General features: G+C 72.4%; 14 protein-coding genes. 7 read left to right on the top strand and 7 right to left on the bottom strand.

Annotated features, from left to right (window positions below):
• Positions 1–190: 190 nt before the first annotated feature.
• On the bottom strand, positions 191–2,725 hold the full coding sequence (locus ACGFZQ_RS25655) for a helicase-associated domain-containing protein (protein ID WP_393842270.1): 2,535 nt from the start codon (positions 2,723–2,725) through the stop codon (positions 191–193).
• Between the two features lie 200 nt (positions 2,726–2,925).
• Here ACGFZQ_RS25655 and ACGFZQ_RS25650 point away from each other — a divergent pair, with 200 nt between their 5' ends.
• The 3 genes from ACGFZQ_RS25650 (at position 2,926) to ACGFZQ_RS25640 (ending at position 5,030) form a co-directional block, all read left to right on the top strand.
• Positions 2,926–3,231 (top strand): hypothetical protein, encoded by a 306-nt coding sequence (locus ACGFZQ_RS25650; protein WP_393842269.1) that lies wholly within the window; start codon positions 2,926–2,928, stop codon positions 3,229–3,231.
• A 64-nt stretch (positions 3,232–3,295) separates the two neighbouring features.
• A complete protein-coding gene (locus ACGFZQ_RS25645; protein WP_393842268.1) occupies positions 3,296–4,231 on the top strand; it encodes a hypothetical protein in 936 nt (311 codons plus the stop codon).
• Positions 4,232–4,391: 160 nt separating this feature from the next.
• Positions 4,392–5,030 (top strand): HAD family hydrolase, encoded by a 639-nt coding sequence (locus ACGFZQ_RS25640; RefSeq protein WP_393842267.1) that lies wholly within the window; start codon positions 4,392–4,394, stop codon positions 5,028–5,030.
• Here the strand turns inward: ACGFZQ_RS25640 and ACGFZQ_RS25635 are convergent.
• Positions 5,003–5,257 carry a hypothetical protein gene (locus ACGFZQ_RS25635; protein WP_382537404.1) on the bottom strand — a complete coding sequence of 85 codons (255 nt, stop codon included), beginning with the start codon at positions 5,255–5,257 and terminating at the stop codon, positions 5,003–5,005. The genes ACGFZQ_RS25640 and ACGFZQ_RS25635 overlap by 28 nt on opposite strands.
• 70 nt (positions 5,258–5,327) lie before the next feature.
• Here ACGFZQ_RS25635 and ACGFZQ_RS25630 point away from each other — a divergent pair, with 70 nt between their 5' ends.
• Together ACGFZQ_RS25630 and ACGFZQ_RS25625 are read left to right on the top strand one after the other, a co-directional pair.
• Positions 5,328–6,875, top strand: coding sequence for a recombinase family protein (locus ACGFZQ_RS25630; RefSeq protein WP_393842266.1), 1,548 nt, complete (start codon positions 5,328–5,330; stop codon positions 6,873–6,875).
• A 519-nt stretch (positions 6,876–7,394) separates the two neighbouring features.
• Positions 7,395–7,778 (top strand): cold-shock protein, encoded by a 384-nt coding sequence (locus ACGFZQ_RS25625; protein WP_351711400.1) that lies wholly within the window; start codon positions 7,395–7,397, stop codon positions 7,776–7,778.
• Between the two features lie 51 nt (positions 7,779–7,829).
• On the opposite strand, the gene ACGFZQ_RS25620 is transcribed toward ACGFZQ_RS25625, so the two are convergent.
• The 4 genes from ACGFZQ_RS25620 to ACGFZQ_RS25605 all read right to left on the bottom strand — a co-directional run bounded on the left by ACGFZQ_RS25620 (position 7,830) and on the right by ACGFZQ_RS25605 (position 11,287).
• On the bottom strand, positions 7,830–8,681 hold the full coding sequence (locus tag ACGFZQ_RS25620; protein ID WP_393842265.1) for a 1,4-dihydroxy-6-naphthoate synthase: 852 nt from the start codon (positions 8,679–8,681) through the stop codon (positions 7,830–7,832).
• Positions 8,668–9,420 carry a futalosine hydrolase gene (locus ACGFZQ_RS25615; protein WP_393842264.1) on the bottom strand — a complete coding sequence of 251 codons (753 nt, stop codon included), beginning with the start codon at positions 9,418–9,420 and terminating at the stop codon, positions 8,668–8,670. The genes ACGFZQ_RS25620 and ACGFZQ_RS25615 overlap by 14 nt, the downstream gene beginning before the upstream one ends.
• Complete coding sequence (locus tag ACGFZQ_RS25610) at positions 9,390–9,863, bottom strand: DUF2771 domain-containing protein (protein WP_351737155.1); 474 nt, start codon at positions 9,861–9,863, stop codon at positions 9,390–9,392. The genes ACGFZQ_RS25615 and ACGFZQ_RS25610 overlap by 31 nt, the downstream gene beginning before the upstream one ends.
• 80 nt (positions 9,864–9,943) lie before the next feature.
• Positions 9,944–11,287 carry an MFS transporter gene (locus ACGFZQ_RS25605; RefSeq protein ID WP_351737477.1) on the bottom strand — a complete coding sequence of 448 codons (1,344 nt, stop codon included), beginning with the start codon at positions 11,285–11,287 and terminating at the stop codon, positions 9,944–9,946.
• A 385-nt stretch (positions 11,288–11,672) separates the two neighbouring features.
• On the opposite strand from ACGFZQ_RS25605, the gene ACGFZQ_RS25600 reads away from it, so the two are divergent.
• Positions 11,673–12,599 carry a DUF3027 domain-containing protein gene (locus ACGFZQ_RS25600; RefSeq protein WP_351711408.1) on the top strand — a complete coding sequence of 309 codons (927 nt, stop codon included), beginning with the start codon at positions 11,673–11,675 and terminating at the stop codon, positions 12,597–12,599.
• A gap of 156 nt (positions 12,600–12,755) precedes the next feature.
• A complete protein-coding gene (locus tag ACGFZQ_RS25595; RefSeq protein WP_393842263.1) occupies positions 12,756–13,325 on the top strand; it encodes a hypothetical protein in 570 nt (189 codons plus the stop codon).
• On the opposite strand, the gene ACGFZQ_RS25590 is transcribed toward ACGFZQ_RS25595, so the two are convergent.
• Positions 13,232–14,398: an MFS transporter gene (locus ACGFZQ_RS25590; RefSeq protein ID WP_393842262.1), complete on the bottom strand. Its 1,167-nt coding sequence runs from the start codon at positions 14,396–14,398 to the stop codon at positions 13,232–13,234. The two genes, ACGFZQ_RS25595 and ACGFZQ_RS25590, sit on opposite strands and share 94 nt — an antisense overlap.
• Positions 14,399–14,458 lie beyond the last annotated feature (60 nt).

The raw sequence follows: 14,458 nt of genomic DNA, 5'->3' as shown, positions 1-14,458 counted from the left end.
CGGCCAGCCCTTGGCGGCGCTGCCGAATCGCAGCCGCTCCGTCGGGGTGCTGCCGGAAAACTGGGGCGCTCCGTCGGGGTGCTGCCGGACTGGGGCCGCCCCGTCGCGGTGCTGCCGGACTGCGGCCAGCCCTTGGCGGTGCTGCCGGATCGCAGTCGGCCTCGCTTGGCCCGCTCGGCCGCCCGCGCCGCTACCCCTCCGCGAGTTCCGCCACCCCCGTCACCCGGTGCAGGGGGTAGGTGCGTACCTCGTCGGCTGTGTGGTCGTAGGCCGTGACGAAGCCGCCCTCGACGCGGATCGGGGCGATGACGCGCTGGCTGGCGGTGCCCTCGGCGTTGACGTAGCCGATCCACAGGGTGCCGCCGGTGAGGACGGCGGCCTGCATGGTGGCGAGGGTCTCGGCGGGGGTGGTGCGCGGGAGTTCGCCGCCCTGGACGGCGGTGCCGGCCGGCTTGCGCGGGGTGGTGGCGGCCAGGTCGCCGGCGCGGATCGCGCGGATCGCGGCCGCCAGGAGGGTGCCGTCCGGCGGCGGCGGGCCGTCCGGGACCGGCTCGGGGGCCGTGCGCGGCGGCGTGCGGTGGGCGTGGGCGCGGGTGATCAGGACATCGCCCTCGGCGGACTCGGCGGCGGGCGCGTAGCCCATCGCGCGCAGGCCCTCCAGGAGGGCGGCCGGGTCGGCCTGGGTGGCGAGGACGGTCGGGGCCAGGCGGCGCAGGCGCAGGGCGGCGGCCCGCTTGTCGGCCATGATCTCGTTCAGGACGGTGTCGTCGTCGCAGCGGACGTACGCCGAGGCCGCCCCCACCCGCAGATGGCCGTGTTTGCGGGCCACGTCGTCGATCAGGTAGGCGAGCGGCTGCGGGACCGGTGTGCGGGAGTGGGTGGTGAGGAAGGCGTGCAGGTCGGTGGCGGTACGGCCGGCGTCCAGGGCACGGCGGACCGAGGCGGGCGTGAAGCGGTAGACGGTGGCGCCGCCCTTGGACTCGACGTCGGCGAGTACGCCCAGCGCGTCGGCGAGCGGGCGTTGCAGCGGGCCGGGGGCGACCGCCGTCAGGTCGGCCTGGAGCAGGACGTGGTCGAGGGGCTCGGGCAGCAGCGGGGCGAGGAGACGGCCGGCGGCCGCGGCGGCGACGGCCTGCTCGGGCGGGGAGAGGGGTTCGAGGACGGCGGCGGGACGGTGGTGGTGCACGGGGAGCTTGTCGCCGGGCCCGGCGGCCTCCTGCTCCTTTTCCACCAGGGGCTCCACCGGTGGCGCCCCGAGGAACGCCCTGCCGTGCGCGGACAGCGCCCCGCGTCCCGTCACGCCCAGCAGCTCGGCCTCCGACAGGGTCCAGCGGGCCAGGCGGCCGCGCAGGTCGTCGCCCTGCTGCTGGGGGCCGCGCAGCGGGCGTTCCCAGCGCAGCCGGGCCAGTACCGAGGCGGCGGCCGGGGCGGTGCCCTCCGGGAGCCCGGCCAGCAGGGTCAGCACCCGGTGCCGTACCTCGGGCGCGGCCGAGCGGTCGAGGCCGGGGCCGAGCGCGGACAGCGCGCGGTCCTTGGTGTCCCGGCCGCCGACCAGGCCGGAGGCGCGGGTCGCGGTGAGCCAGGCCTGGGCGAGCTGGGTCCAGCGTTCGGCCGGGGGGCGGTCCAGCCACTCGTCGTAGGCGGGGGTGGCCGCGTAGCGTTCGTCGGCCTCGCCGTCGGAGGCGAGCAGCCCGGCCGCGTACGCCAGCTCGACCCAGAAGGCCGCGACGGGCTCGGACAGGTCCAGGGCCACAGCCGTCCGCTTGAGGTCCCGGACGCTGAGCCCGCCGGCCCGCAGCACGGTGGGACCGCCCTCGTCCCAGTCCTTCAGCAGCTCCTCGACGGTGGCGAGCGCGGTGTACGCCTGCCCGGCCGCCGTCGCGTCCACCACCTGTGGACGGTGCGTCGCCGTCGGTTCGACCGCGGGCGGCACCGGCTCGGGCTCGCGGTGCGCCCGGCCCTCGCGCAGGTGCAGGGCGACCTCGCGGGGGAGGACGACCGTGCCCGGCCCGGTCGGCAGCAGCAGGCCGCGGTCGAGGAGCCAGCGCAGATGGGCGGCCGGTTCCGGGGTGACCTGGCCGTACGGCGGCCCCCAGACCAGCCGGGACAGGACCTCGCGGGACTCGGCGGGCGCGGCGGCGAGCAGCTTCGCCATCTTCTTGCGGTGGCCGAACAGCCTGCCGAGCGCGTCCGCCGCGGACACCGAGTCATGTGTCGAGGGCAGTCCGGCGGTGGTGACGATCTCCTGGATCCGGCCCGGCGACATGCCCGAGGTGGCCTCCCGCACGGTCGGGCCCAGCCCGGTCGGCGAGGGGTACTGCGGGGACGGGGCGAGCACTTCGCGCGTGGTCCGCACCAGCCGCAGCCGGTCGTCGTCGCCCCACACCAGTGCCTGGTCGCGGAGCGTGCCGAGGGCGCGCGGCAGGGCGGCGGCGACCAGCGGGTCCCCGCCGTCGCCGGCCATCAGGCCTAGCAGTTCCCCGTACGACGCCGGGTCGCCGGCCACCGCGAGCGCCTCCGCGGTCTGCAGGGCGAAGCGGTCCAGGCGTTCCAGGGCGCGCAGCACCGAGGCGCGGGTGCCGGCCCGGGTGGCCAGCTGGGTGAGGTCGGTGGGGACGGGGGTGATGAGGTCGGGGCGGGCGCGCAGCAGTACGGCCAGGGACGCGTCGTCCTTGGCGCGAAGCGCCTCCGCGAGGGAACGCGGCGGGGTGGCCGGGTTGCTCATCCGACCCACGGTAGCGGGTGCGGGGCGGGGACCGGGATCACCTGTCCCACGGCCTCTTCTGTGTACAGGGCAGCCACCGGGCGAACGGAACGTTTCGCAGATGTCCCCCACATGAACTTCAGCGGGAGGATCACGGCAGTTCCGCCCTTCCCGCAGCCGGAGGTCCAGGCCGTGGTCGCCGGGGGGCATGGACCACTTACATGCTGGACACCACGGCTGCGCAGCGCGGCGCCCTCGGCTACAGCGAGGCGGCCGGCGTCACCTCCGCCGACCTGGTCAAACTGAACATCGGCGACATGCCGCCCACCCTCGAAGGCGTCGAGCACGGCACGTACCCGTACGGGCAGACCGAGTACGCCTACACCTTCGGTGAGCCGCCCGCCGGCTCCGTCGCCGCCGCCTTCCTGCGCTACCTCACCGACCAGGGCGGCAAGGACATCCTCCGGGAGTACGGCAACCGCCCCTGCTCGGAGACGCGTTACCCGCTGGTGTGCCGGCCGACGTGAACCGTGACCTGCGCTACCGTCGTTCCGACGGGTTATTCAACGCAGCAGCCCCGGAGGGGACTTCGTGGGTATCGAGAGTGATCAGGTCGTCTACGAGTATCTGAGCCGCGTCGGGGACATCGCGCACCAGCGCCAGTTGTCGTCGTCCGACCGTATGCGGCTGGTGTCGGGGCTGCGCAACGAGATCGACCGGCACCGGGCGAAGGCGACCGTCGACAGTCCCGCCGCCGTGCGGCGCATCCTGGACCGGCTGGGCTCGCCCGACGAGGTCGTCGAGGCGGCGGGGGGCACCACGGAGACCGCGCCGCCACCGCCGCCGGCCGCGGTTCCCGCCCAGCGGGAGGCCGGGGCGCCCGCCAGGGGCGAGGACCTGCGCCGCGTCGTACCGCGTCCGCGGCCCGCCGAGCCGGAGGACGGTCCGATGCCGCCCGACTGGTGGCGGGTGGACAGCAGCCCGTTCGGGGACGGCGACACCGTGCCGGGGTTCGTGGGCGGTGTGGAGATCCCGGAGCTGCTCCGGAAGCCGCGGCTGCGGAAGGAGGAGCCGGAGGAGGAGGCGGCCGGGGAGCCGGAGGAGGCCGCCGAGCCCGCCCCGAAGGCCGAGGCGGCCGAAGCCGTGCCGCCCGCCCGCCGCCGCTTCCGCGTGGTCCCCCGGCCCGCGGTCGGCTGGAGCAACCCCCTGCTGCTGCTCGCCGCCGCCGCGCTGGTCGTGGGCGCGGTGCTCGGCAACTGGTTCGCGCTGCTCCTCGGCTGGCTGATCGCCTACGGCTCCCGACGGCTCAGCCCCACCGAGACCAAGCTGGCCGTGATGTGGGTACCGGGACTGTCCGTCGCGGCCGGAGTGGTCTGGGTGTGGGGACGGAGCGTCGGCCGCTGGGGCGCCCCGATAGCCCAGGGTCACATGAGCGGTGCGGTGGGGGAGACCTGGCCGTGGGTGGTGCGGGGGGCGGCGGTGGCGTCGGCGCTGTATCTGGTGTGGCGGTCGCAGAGAGCGCGGTAGGGGGCGCCGGGTCCGGTTGTCGGGCGGCTGCGGGCCCGTCGTGGTTGCTCGCGCAGTTTCCCGCGCCCCCAAGAAGGTGGGTCCACTGGTCCCACCTGGAGGGGCGCGACAAGCCCCCACGCACCCGCACCCGAACAGCGTCCCAAGGCGTCCGGGCACAATGGCCCATATGACTTCACGCGCCCTCGCCGTCGGCTTCGACCTCGACATGACCCTCATCGACTCCCGGCCCGGGATCCACGCCTGCTACACGGCCCTGGCCGAGCGCACGGGGACCTACATCGATGCCGATCTGGCGATCACACGGCTGGGGCCGCCGCTCGCCGACGAGTTGGTGCACTGGTTTCCGGCCGAGCGGGTCGCGGAGATGAGTGATCTGTATCGGGCCATGTATCCGGAGATCGCGATCGCGGCGACGCCCGCCATGCCGGGCGCGCGGGAGGCGGTCGCGGCGGTGCAGGGCGCGGGGGGCAAGGCCGTCGTGGTCACCGCGAAGTACGAGCCCAATGCGAAGCTGCATCTCAGCCACCTCGGCATAGTCCCCGACGCGGTGGTCGGTGACCTCTGGGCCGAGCAGAAGGCCGTCGCGCTGCGCGAGCACGGCGCGGGCGTGTACGTCGGCGACCACGTCGGCGACGTGCGCGGGGCACGTACCGCCGGAGCGCTGTCCGTCGCCGTGGCCACCGGGCCGTGCGACGCGGACGAACTGCTCGCGGCGGGCGCCGACGTGGTTCTCGGGGACCTCACCGAACTCCCGGCCTGGCTGTCGGCCTACCGGGAGGACGCCTCCCGGGCCTGACGGCGCCCCGCCGCGATCGACTGGAGCACTCCGGCGCCGGCGACCAGGAAGCCGACGCCCATGAGCATGCTCAGCACGTACATGTAGGTCGGAAAAGGCTTCGCACCGAGGAACAGCGGTATCACGGTCACCAGAGTGGCCACCGTACCGATGAAGAAGAGCACGGCACCGGCGCGGATCAGTCGGTCACCGGGCCCGGCGGAATTCGCTTGGGTTTCGTCACGCACCCGGCCAGGGTAGTTCCCTGCCCGAAGGAACAACCGGCCGGTTGCCCAGGTACACAGCTAGCCTCCCCTCATGACACCCGGTCTCCGCCACCTCGCCTGCCTGCGCCGGTCGGCCGACTCGGACGGCTCCACGTCCGTCGAGTGGCAGCGTGGCGTGATCCGCCGTCACGTGGCCGCTCCGCACCTGTCCGGCGTTCTGGTGGGCGAGGCGGAGGACACGGACGTCTCGGGCTCCATGAGCCCCTTCAAGCGCCCCGGGCTGGGACGCTGGCTCACGGACCGGGCCGATGAGTTCGACGTGGTCATCGCGGCCAGGATGGACCGGCTCACCCGTCGCTCCGTGCATTTCAACGAGTTGCTGGAGTGGGCGCAGGAGAACGGCAAGTCCGTCGTGTGCGTGGAAGAGGGACTCGACCTGTCCACCCCTCAGGGGAAGACGATGGCCCGGATGACCGCCGTGTTCGCCGAGGCAGAGTGGGACGCCGTCCAGGCCCGTGCCCTGAACGGCGTGCAGACCCGCCTGGAGAACCGTTCATGGCTGACAGGTGCTCCGCCCACCGGGTACCGGATCAAATCCGTGGAGGGAGGGAAGCGGAAGATCCTGGAGATCGACCAGGACTACCACCCCTACGTGACCGAGATCTTCCGGCGCATCGGGGAGGGGCAGTCCACCCACCGAATCGCTCGGGACTTCAACTCCCGTGGCGTACTCACGTGGTCGGATCATCTCAGGCAACTGAAGGGTGAGGAGACCAAGGGAACCCAGTGGCAGTCCACCATCATCAACAAGTTCATCCGCTCTCCCTGGGTTCCCGGTATCTACACCTACAAGGGTGAGGCTGTCCTGGACGACGAGGGAGACCCGGTGATCCTCCCGGATGCGCCCCTGGCGACACTGCGGCAGTGGGAATATCTGGTGGACCAGATCAAACCCGCCCCCAAGGCGGAGCACACGGAAAGCAGGACCGGCGCCAGGAGTCTGCTTGCCGGTATTGCTCGCTGCGGCGAATGCGGAGCATCCTTTTCCTCGCTCCTGAACTCCGGACACAAGCGGAAGGACGGTACGAGGGTTCCCGGACACAGGTATTACCGATGCTCGAACAGGTTCAAGGGCGGCTCATGCGCCGGCGGCCCGTACGTCCGGGCGGACATCCTTGACGACTGGGTTGACCAGGCGATCCGTGACTCTGTCGGACAGTGGGACGTGTACGAACGCGCCGGTACCGGTCCCTCCCGGGCAAGAGAACTCCAGTCGGCGAAGGCGCGGCCGGAAAAGCAGGAAGCCGAGAGGGTGAGCCCTGCGTTGTGGGCGACGGGTAAGAAGTACGGGGAGGTCTGGGGGGTCAAGGACCAGGAAGACCGTAGGGAATTCCTGCGGAAGTATCAGGTGAAGCTCTGGGCTTGGAGTGATGCGATTCCCGGCGCCGGGACGGGAATGGTCATGGATCTGGGAGATATTCAGACCATGGCGCGGGAACTCGACCTGGGTAGGAATGACGGAACGGACAGGCTTCTGGTCGGTCGGAATGTTCCGGCGCACTGGACCAACCCGGAGCTGAGGGAATTCGGTACCGGGGAGGTCCCCGAGTTCCTGAAAGTTTCCATACCTGGGGCGTAGTCACCGCTCAAGGCCGCCTTCGCATCGCTGGACGGCGAACGGTTCCAGTGCCGCGATTTCCCAGGTCACCGTGTGCACTGCTCCCAGACACGGAATCCGGCCAGCAGGGCAACGAGCCCCAGCAGTGCGACCTGTATCCACGGAAAGGAATTGGGAGAGTGAGGCGATTCCTCAAGGGTGTTCCAGTTTTGTTATGGGGCACTTCCTGCGCCGGGAAGGAGCACCCGGGAGGACGGCGCAGCTCCGGCACTCCTTGCTTCGGGACCGTACGCGTGCCGGACCGGAAGCGGCCAAAGCCCGGGGTGGACGGGGGGAGGCTCTTGGGGCCGCCCGCGCGACCCTCTACCGGTACATCGGCCGGCCATCACACTTCCCCCATCACTTTGAGCCTCTGTCGGCACAGGCGGGGGCTCATCCCGTTTTAAGGCGTATCCCGGTGGAGAGACCCCCGGTAAGGTGTTTCGACGGCAGATCAAAGGCGTCCGGGCGTGGCCAGGACGGATCGAGGGAGTGTGTGCTTTGCCGACTGGCAAGGTCAAGTGGTTCAACAGCGAGAAGGGCTTCGGCTTTCTCTCCCGTGACGACGGCGGTGACGTCTTCGTCCATTCCTCGGTTCTCCCCGACGGGGTCGACGTGCTGAAGCCCGGACAGCGCGTGGAGTTCGGCGTAGTCGCCGGTCAACGCGGTGACCAGGCACTGTCGGTGGTCCTGCTCGACCCCACCCCGTCGGTCGCCGCCGCCCAGCGCAAGAAGCCGGACGAGCTGGCCTCGATCGTGCAGGACCTGACGACCCTGCTCGAAAACATCACGCCGATGCTGGAGCGCGGCCGTTACCCCGACAAGGCGGCCGGCGCGAAGATCGCCGGGCTGCTGCGCGCGGTCGCGGACCAGCTTGACGTGTAAGCGTGTAAGAGACAGGCAAGTCGCGTAAGCGTGCAAGTCCCGTAAGTGCTTTTACGGGAAATCGAGCGCGTGCGGACCGAGGGGCGGCACGAGTCCCTCGGCCGCCGCCCGGGTGAGCAGTCCGCGTACCGCCGCGTAGCCGTCCTCGCCGAGTTCCGAGGTGAACTCGTTGACGTAGAGCCCGATGTGCTGGTCGGCGACGGCCGGGTCCATCTCCTGGGCGTGCGCCATGACGTACGGCCGGGAGGTCTCGGGGTCGTCCCAGGCCGCGTGGACGGACGTCCGGATCGACTCGGCGAGCTGTGTGAGCCTCTCCGCGCCCAGCGAGCGCTTGGCGATGATCGCGCCGAGCGGGATGGGCAGGCCCGTGGTGTTCTCCCAGTGCTCGCCCATGTCGGCGAGCTTGTGCAGCCCGTAGTTCTGGTAGGTGAAGCGCGCCTCGTGGATCACCAGCCCCGCGTCGACCTTCCCGTCCCGTACGGCCGGCATGATCTCGTGGAAGGGCATGACCACGATCTCGCCGACGCCACCGGGGAGCGTGTCCGCCGCCCAGAGGCGGAACAGCAGGTACGCCGTCGACCGCTCGCTCGGTACGGCGACCGTACGGCCCGAAAGGTCCGTGCCGGCCTCCCGCGTCAGCACCAGCGGCCCGCAGCCCCGCCCCAGCGCGCCCCCGCAGGGCAGCAGCGCGTACTCCTCTAGGACGTACGGCAGCACGGCGTACGACACCTTCAGCGCGTCGGACTCGCCGCGCTCGGCCATGCCGTTGGTGATGTCGATGTCCGCGAAGGTCACGTCGAGCGCGGGCGCGCCCTGGACGCGGCCGTGGGCGAGGGCGTCGAAGACGAAGGTGTCGTTCGGGCAGGGCGAGTACGCGATGCGCAACGAGTCAGCGGTGGTCATGTGGGTTCCAACTCTCCAGGACGGGCGCGAGCTTCCCGAAGGCCTCGGTCAGGGCGGCCAGGGCGTCCGCGATGCGCCAGGCGGCGCGGTCGCGGGGGCCTACGGGGTTGGAGACCGCGCGGATCTCCAGCACGGGCACGCCGTGCGCGGCGGCCGCCTCGGCCACGCCGAAGCCCTCCATGGCCTCGGCCAGGGCGTGCGGGTGCCGGGCGTGCAGTTCGGCCGCGCGGGCGGCCGAGCCGGTCACGGTGGACACCGTGAGTACCGCTCCGGGGCGTGCTCCGGTCGCCTCGGCGGTGGCTCGTACGAGTGGATCCGGCGGACGGTGGCTGACGGTCCCGAATCCCAGTTCGGTCACCGGTACGAACCCGTCGGCCGTCTCGGCGCCCAGGTCCGCCGCGATGATCTCGTCGGCGACGACCAGGGAGCCCACGGGGGCCGCCGGCCGGAAACCGCCGGCGATCCCGGCGGAGACGACCAGGGCGTAGGGGCGGCCGTCGAGGGCGGCGGCGGTGAGGGCGGTCGCGGTGCCCGCGGCGGCCAGGGCCGGCCCGACTCCGGCGGCCAGCAGGTCGTACCCCTCGGCGGTGCGCAGCAGCGTCGCGGCCGGCAGCCGTACCTCGGTCGTACCGCCCGTGAACGCCCCTGCCACCGCGTCCCGTTCGGCCGGGACCGCGGTGGCCACGAGGATGCGTACGCCGGACGTGGTCAGGCGTCCTTCTTGAGCTTGAAGGACCACAGGCCCAGGACCGACTTGTCGCCCTCCTTGATGGAGACGAGGGTCGAGTTGCCGGAGGCGCCGTACTGGGCGTTGAAGAACACGCTGCCCGGGATGGTGCGGTAGGTCTTGGTGCTGGACTCGGTGAGCGCCTGACCGTTCATCAGGATCGTCCAGCCGTTGTCCGCGATCTTCGGGTCGACGCCGAAGCGGACGGTGTCGTCCGGGTCCACCTTGATGGACTTGATCCCGGTGTCCTTGAGGCAGTTCGCGAGGGAGGCCGTGTTCAGGGCCTTGCCGTCGTTGTAACAGGTGGCCTCGGAGTTGACCGAGCTCGTACCGACGGTGATCGTGGCGATGGGCGACGGCTTGTCACAGGCCGACAGGACGAGCAGTCCGGCGGAAACGGCGCCGGCGGCGGCGACGACGCGGCGGCGTCGCGAGCGGGATTGCAGCGTGGTCATGGCCGAAGGCTATCGGGACCTCCCGGCCCGCCCCCCAAGCGGGGTGCGGCGTGCCCGGTTCGTTACGCCAGGTGCCTTTGTCAGGCCACCCTCGGCCGCGGGCGTGTGCCGTGCCGTGCCGAGGTGAGCAGGCCGCGCAGGGTGGCCAGCCAGCCCGCTGCCACGATCGCGGCGGCCACCACCAGGCCCAGGGTGCCGTTCAGCGGCATCACGATGCCGACCGCGCCGCCGAACACCCAGGCCATCTGGAGCAGCGTCTCCGAGCGCGCGAACGCCGAGGTGCGCACCTGCTCCGGCACGTCCCGCTGGATCAGCGCGTCCAGGCACAGCTTGGCCAGCGCCTGCGCGAACCCGGCCACCGCGGCCAGCACGGCCACCAGGAAGGCGCCGAAGAACAGGGCCGCGACGATCGCCGTCCCCAGCACCACGGCGACCACCGTCACGATGATGATCTCCGGCGCCCGGGAGCGCAGCCAGGCCCCCACCGCCGTACCGAGCGCGTTGCCCGCGCCCGCGGAGACACCCACTATCCCCAGCGACACCGCCGCGCTCTCGCCGGTCAGCGGGTGCTCGCGGAGCAGGAACGCCAGGAAGAAGATCAGGAAGCCGGAGAGGCAGCGCAGGGCCGCGTTCGCGCCGAGCGCGTGCGTGACGGCGGGCCCCACCGTCCGCAGCCCCGGCCGCTTCGCCTCCTTCCGGAGCGGGCCGTGCAGATGCTCCTCGTCGGCGGCGAGCAGCGCCACGTCCTCGCCCTTGGCCGAGTCGACCTTCGTGGGGAGGGTGAAGGAGAGAAACGTCCCGGCAACGAAGATCACGAAGGCGCCGTAGAGCGGCCAGGGGTCGCCGATGGCGTGCAGCCCGGCCCCGATCGGGGCGGCCACACCGGTGGCGAGCAGCCCGGCGAGAGTGACCCGTGAATTGGCCTTCACGAGGGAGAACCGAGGCGGCAGCAGCCGGGGCACGACGGCACTGCGCACCACGCCGTACGCCTTCGACGCGACCAGCACCCCGAGCGCGGCCGGATACAGCTCCAGACTGCCACTGGCCACCGCCCCCGAGATGATCAGTGCGAGCAGTGCCCGGGCGAGCATCGCACCGGCCATCGCGGCGCGGCGGCCGTGCGGAAGGCGGTCGAGGAAGGGACCGATGACCGGGGCGAGAACGGTGAAGGGTGCCATCGTGATGGCCAGATAGAGCGCCACCCGACCCCGGGCCTCGTCGGTCGGCACGGAGAAGAACACGGTGGAGGCCAGCGCGACGGTGATCATGACATCGCCCGCGCCGTTGACCGCGTGCAGCTCGATCAGCTTGCCCAGGCCGGACTCACCGGCGCCGTGCGCGTGCGTGGCCTTGCGGATACCCCGGGCGGTACCGGTCACCGGGAGATGCAGGGCACGCCCGACCGAGCGGACGGCACCGCGCATCCGGCCCGCACCGCTACCGACCCCGACGGTCTGTTGGGGGGACTTCGCGGTTGCCACGTCGTTCATAGTGCCCTGAGACGACAGTTCCTAGTGCACTTTGTGACCAAGCGAGTCGGAGCTGACCGCAGCGTCCCGCAGGCCCACAACCTCGTGTGGCACCCCCCGCTGTCGGCCCCCCGCCGCCGCGCAGGCATCGCGGCGGACTGTCCCCCACTACCGGCGACGGGGTAGCGTGCCTATCTCAGCCATAAAGCACAATGGATGGCAGAGGTGCGCCCGAGCGCGATCGGACGCGGACGTCGATGCGGCCCACAGGTCCGCTCCGTTCGCCCCACCGCCGGAGGCAGCCGCACTCGTGAGACGGCGTAGGAGAGAAGCGATACCTGTGAGCGCAGCGACAACGCGAAGCCGCACCCCCGACCGTCTGTGCGCCGAGGCCGTCGACCTCGCCCGGACCGCCGCCGAGGAGGCCGCCGCACCCGGAGTGGTGGGCGAGCACGCCGGAGCGGTGGCGGAGGGCGACCGCGTCGTCACGCACTATTTCGAGTGCAAGGAACTCGGGTACCGCGGCTGGCGCTGGGCGGTGACGGTGGCCCGCGCCTCCCGCGCCAAGGTCGTCACGCTGGACGAGGTGGTCCTCCTGCCGGGCTCCGACGCCCTCCTCGCCCCCGAGTGGGTGCCCTGGAGCGAGCGGCTGCGCCCCGGCGACATGGGCCCCGGCGACCTGCTCCCCACCGAGGCCGAGGACCTCCGTCTGGAGCCCGGCTACACCGGCGAGGACGGACCGGAGCCGAACTCCCCGGTCTCGGCGGAGATGGAGGAGCTGGCGGAGGCGGAGGACGCCGAGGTCACCGCGGGCACGCCCGCGCACCTGCCCACCGTCCCCTCCCGGGGCACGATCGCGTCGGTCGCCGAGGAACTGGGCATGCGCCGCGCCCGCGTCCTGTCCCGCTACGGCCTGCACATCGCCGCCGACCGCTGGGAGGAGTCGTTCGGCGCGAAGACCCCGATGGCCCAGGCGGCCCCCGCGACCTGCGTCAGCTGCGGCTTCCTCACCCCCATCGGCGGCTCCCTGGGCCAGGCCTTCGGCGTCTGCGCCAACGAGTTCTCCCCGGCCGACGGTCGGGTCGTCTCCTTCGCCTACGGCTGCGGCGGCCACTCGGAGGCCGCGGTCATGCCGAAGCCGCCGGTGGTGGCACCCCCGGTGATCGACGAGACCCGCGTCGACCCCTTCCCGCTCCGCCCCGCCTCCGACTCCGGCTCGGTACCGGCGACGGAGGACGAGACGTCGGCGGAACTGGGTCACTCGTAGGGAGGCGGCCCGTCCGTCCGTACCCGGTCGACCACCTCCTCGGGCCCGCCGACCATCGAACTGCGCGAGGGGGTACTCCAGTTGGCACGCGCCCGGCGGTAGACGCCGCAGCCGGGTCTTGACCCTGTCCCATGGGTCAGGGCTTGGCGTCCGGACATGAACGCGACTCATCGCCTCGTGCGCCTGGTCCGCCGCCCCGCCGGACTGCCGACCGCGGACGACTTCACCCTGGCACGGGTCCCCGTGCCCCGTCCCGAGGCCGGGCAGGTACTCGTCCGCAACACCCACTTCCTGGTGTTCCCAGGCCTGCGCACCCTCATCGGAGGCGAGACCGGCGATGTCCCGCTGCCGCCGCTGTGTCCCGGTGACACCTTGTTCGGCCCCGCGATCGGCGAGGTGGTCGACGGCCCGCTGGAGAAGGGCCGGCTGGTGCTGCACCTCCAGGGCCGGCGGGGTACGCGACACTGCCGCTGCCGAGTGCAGGCCGCTGGAGGGCACGCTGCCCGACCCGGGGGTTGCCGACCCCTACCGGCGGCAGCGTTCCCGTGCCTGAACCCGAGTGCTGATCTCCCGACGGTCGGGCTGTCCCTCGTGGTTCCCCGCCTCGGAGGCCGAGCTGTGGGCGACCGTCGTCACGTCCGCCTCCGAAGGCTGACCCCGGCCGCCAGCAGGAGCGCGCCGGTCGCTGCCGTGAGGGCGACCAGAAGGGCGCCCTCGGTGCCGTAAGGCGCGGCGAGGGCGCCGGAGACGGCCTGGCCGGCGGCCGTGCCCAAGGGGCCTCCGGCGCACAGTACGGTCATCGCGGTCGTGGCCCGTTCCGCCGGGGCGAGCTGTTCGGTGAGGGCGTAGAGCGTGATCATGTAGGGCGCCACGGTGACGCTCGCCACCGGTACGGCGGCGGGCAGGGGCAGCACGCGGGCGCCCGCGAACAGCAGCAGCATGCCGACGAAGAGGGCCGCGGCGAACGTGACGTACCGCGCCCGCAGGGTGAACCGTCGCGGCAGCCAGGCGCAGGCCGCGCCGGCCAGGGCGCTGCCGATGCCGAACTCGGCGTAGACGAGCCCGGCGGCACCCGTCTCGCCGATCGTGTCGGCGTACACGGTGACCGCCGTCTGCACCGCGCCGAAGACCGCCCCCATGGCCGCCATCGCCAGGAACAGCACGGCCAGCGGGCGGTACGGCAGGGGCCGCTCACCCGCACCCGCGGCGGCGCGTGCGGTGGTGTCATCGGCGTAGCGGAGGGCGAAGGGCAGCGTGGTCGCCGTGAGCAGGAGCATGGCCGTCGTGGCCGGGGCGTGCGGGGTGACCGTCGCCAGTACGCCGACCAGCGCCGGGCCGGCCACGAAGCTCAGCTCGTCGGCGGCCGCCTCGTAGGAGAGGGCCGTGGGGAGGAGACGGTGCTCGCCGCGCCGGTGGATCAGGCGGGACCAGTGCACGCGGACGAGCGGGCCGACCTGGGGCTGGGTCAGGCCGACGAGACCGGCGGCCGCGAGCATGGCGGCCCGGCTGCCGTGGCTCGCGGCCAACAGGCCCGCCCAGGCGGCGATGTTGGCGAGCGCGGCGAGGACGCCGACGCGTCGGTGGCCGTGCCGGTCGGCCAGGGTTCCGAGAAGGGGGCCGCCCAGGGCGGTGGCGATGCTCTGGGCGGCGCTCGCGAGACCGGCGAAGGCGTAACCGCGGGTCGAGGACTGCAGCAGGACGAGGGTGGCGAGGGCCGCGGAGGCGTACGGCAGGCGGGCCAGGAATCCCAGCGGGAAGAAGCCCACGCCTGCGACGTGCAGCAGGGAGCGGTACGGCACTGATGTCTCCATCGGGCATGTCGAGGAGACGCGCCACCCAGCCACCAACGCGCCGACAAG

This window comes from Streptomyces sp. NPDC048254 (assembly GCF_043201895.1).
Lineage (GTDB): Bacteria > Actinomycetota > Actinomycetes > Streptomycetales > Streptomycetaceae > Streptomyces.
This window is presented reverse-complemented; position numbering and strand designations above follow the sequence as displayed.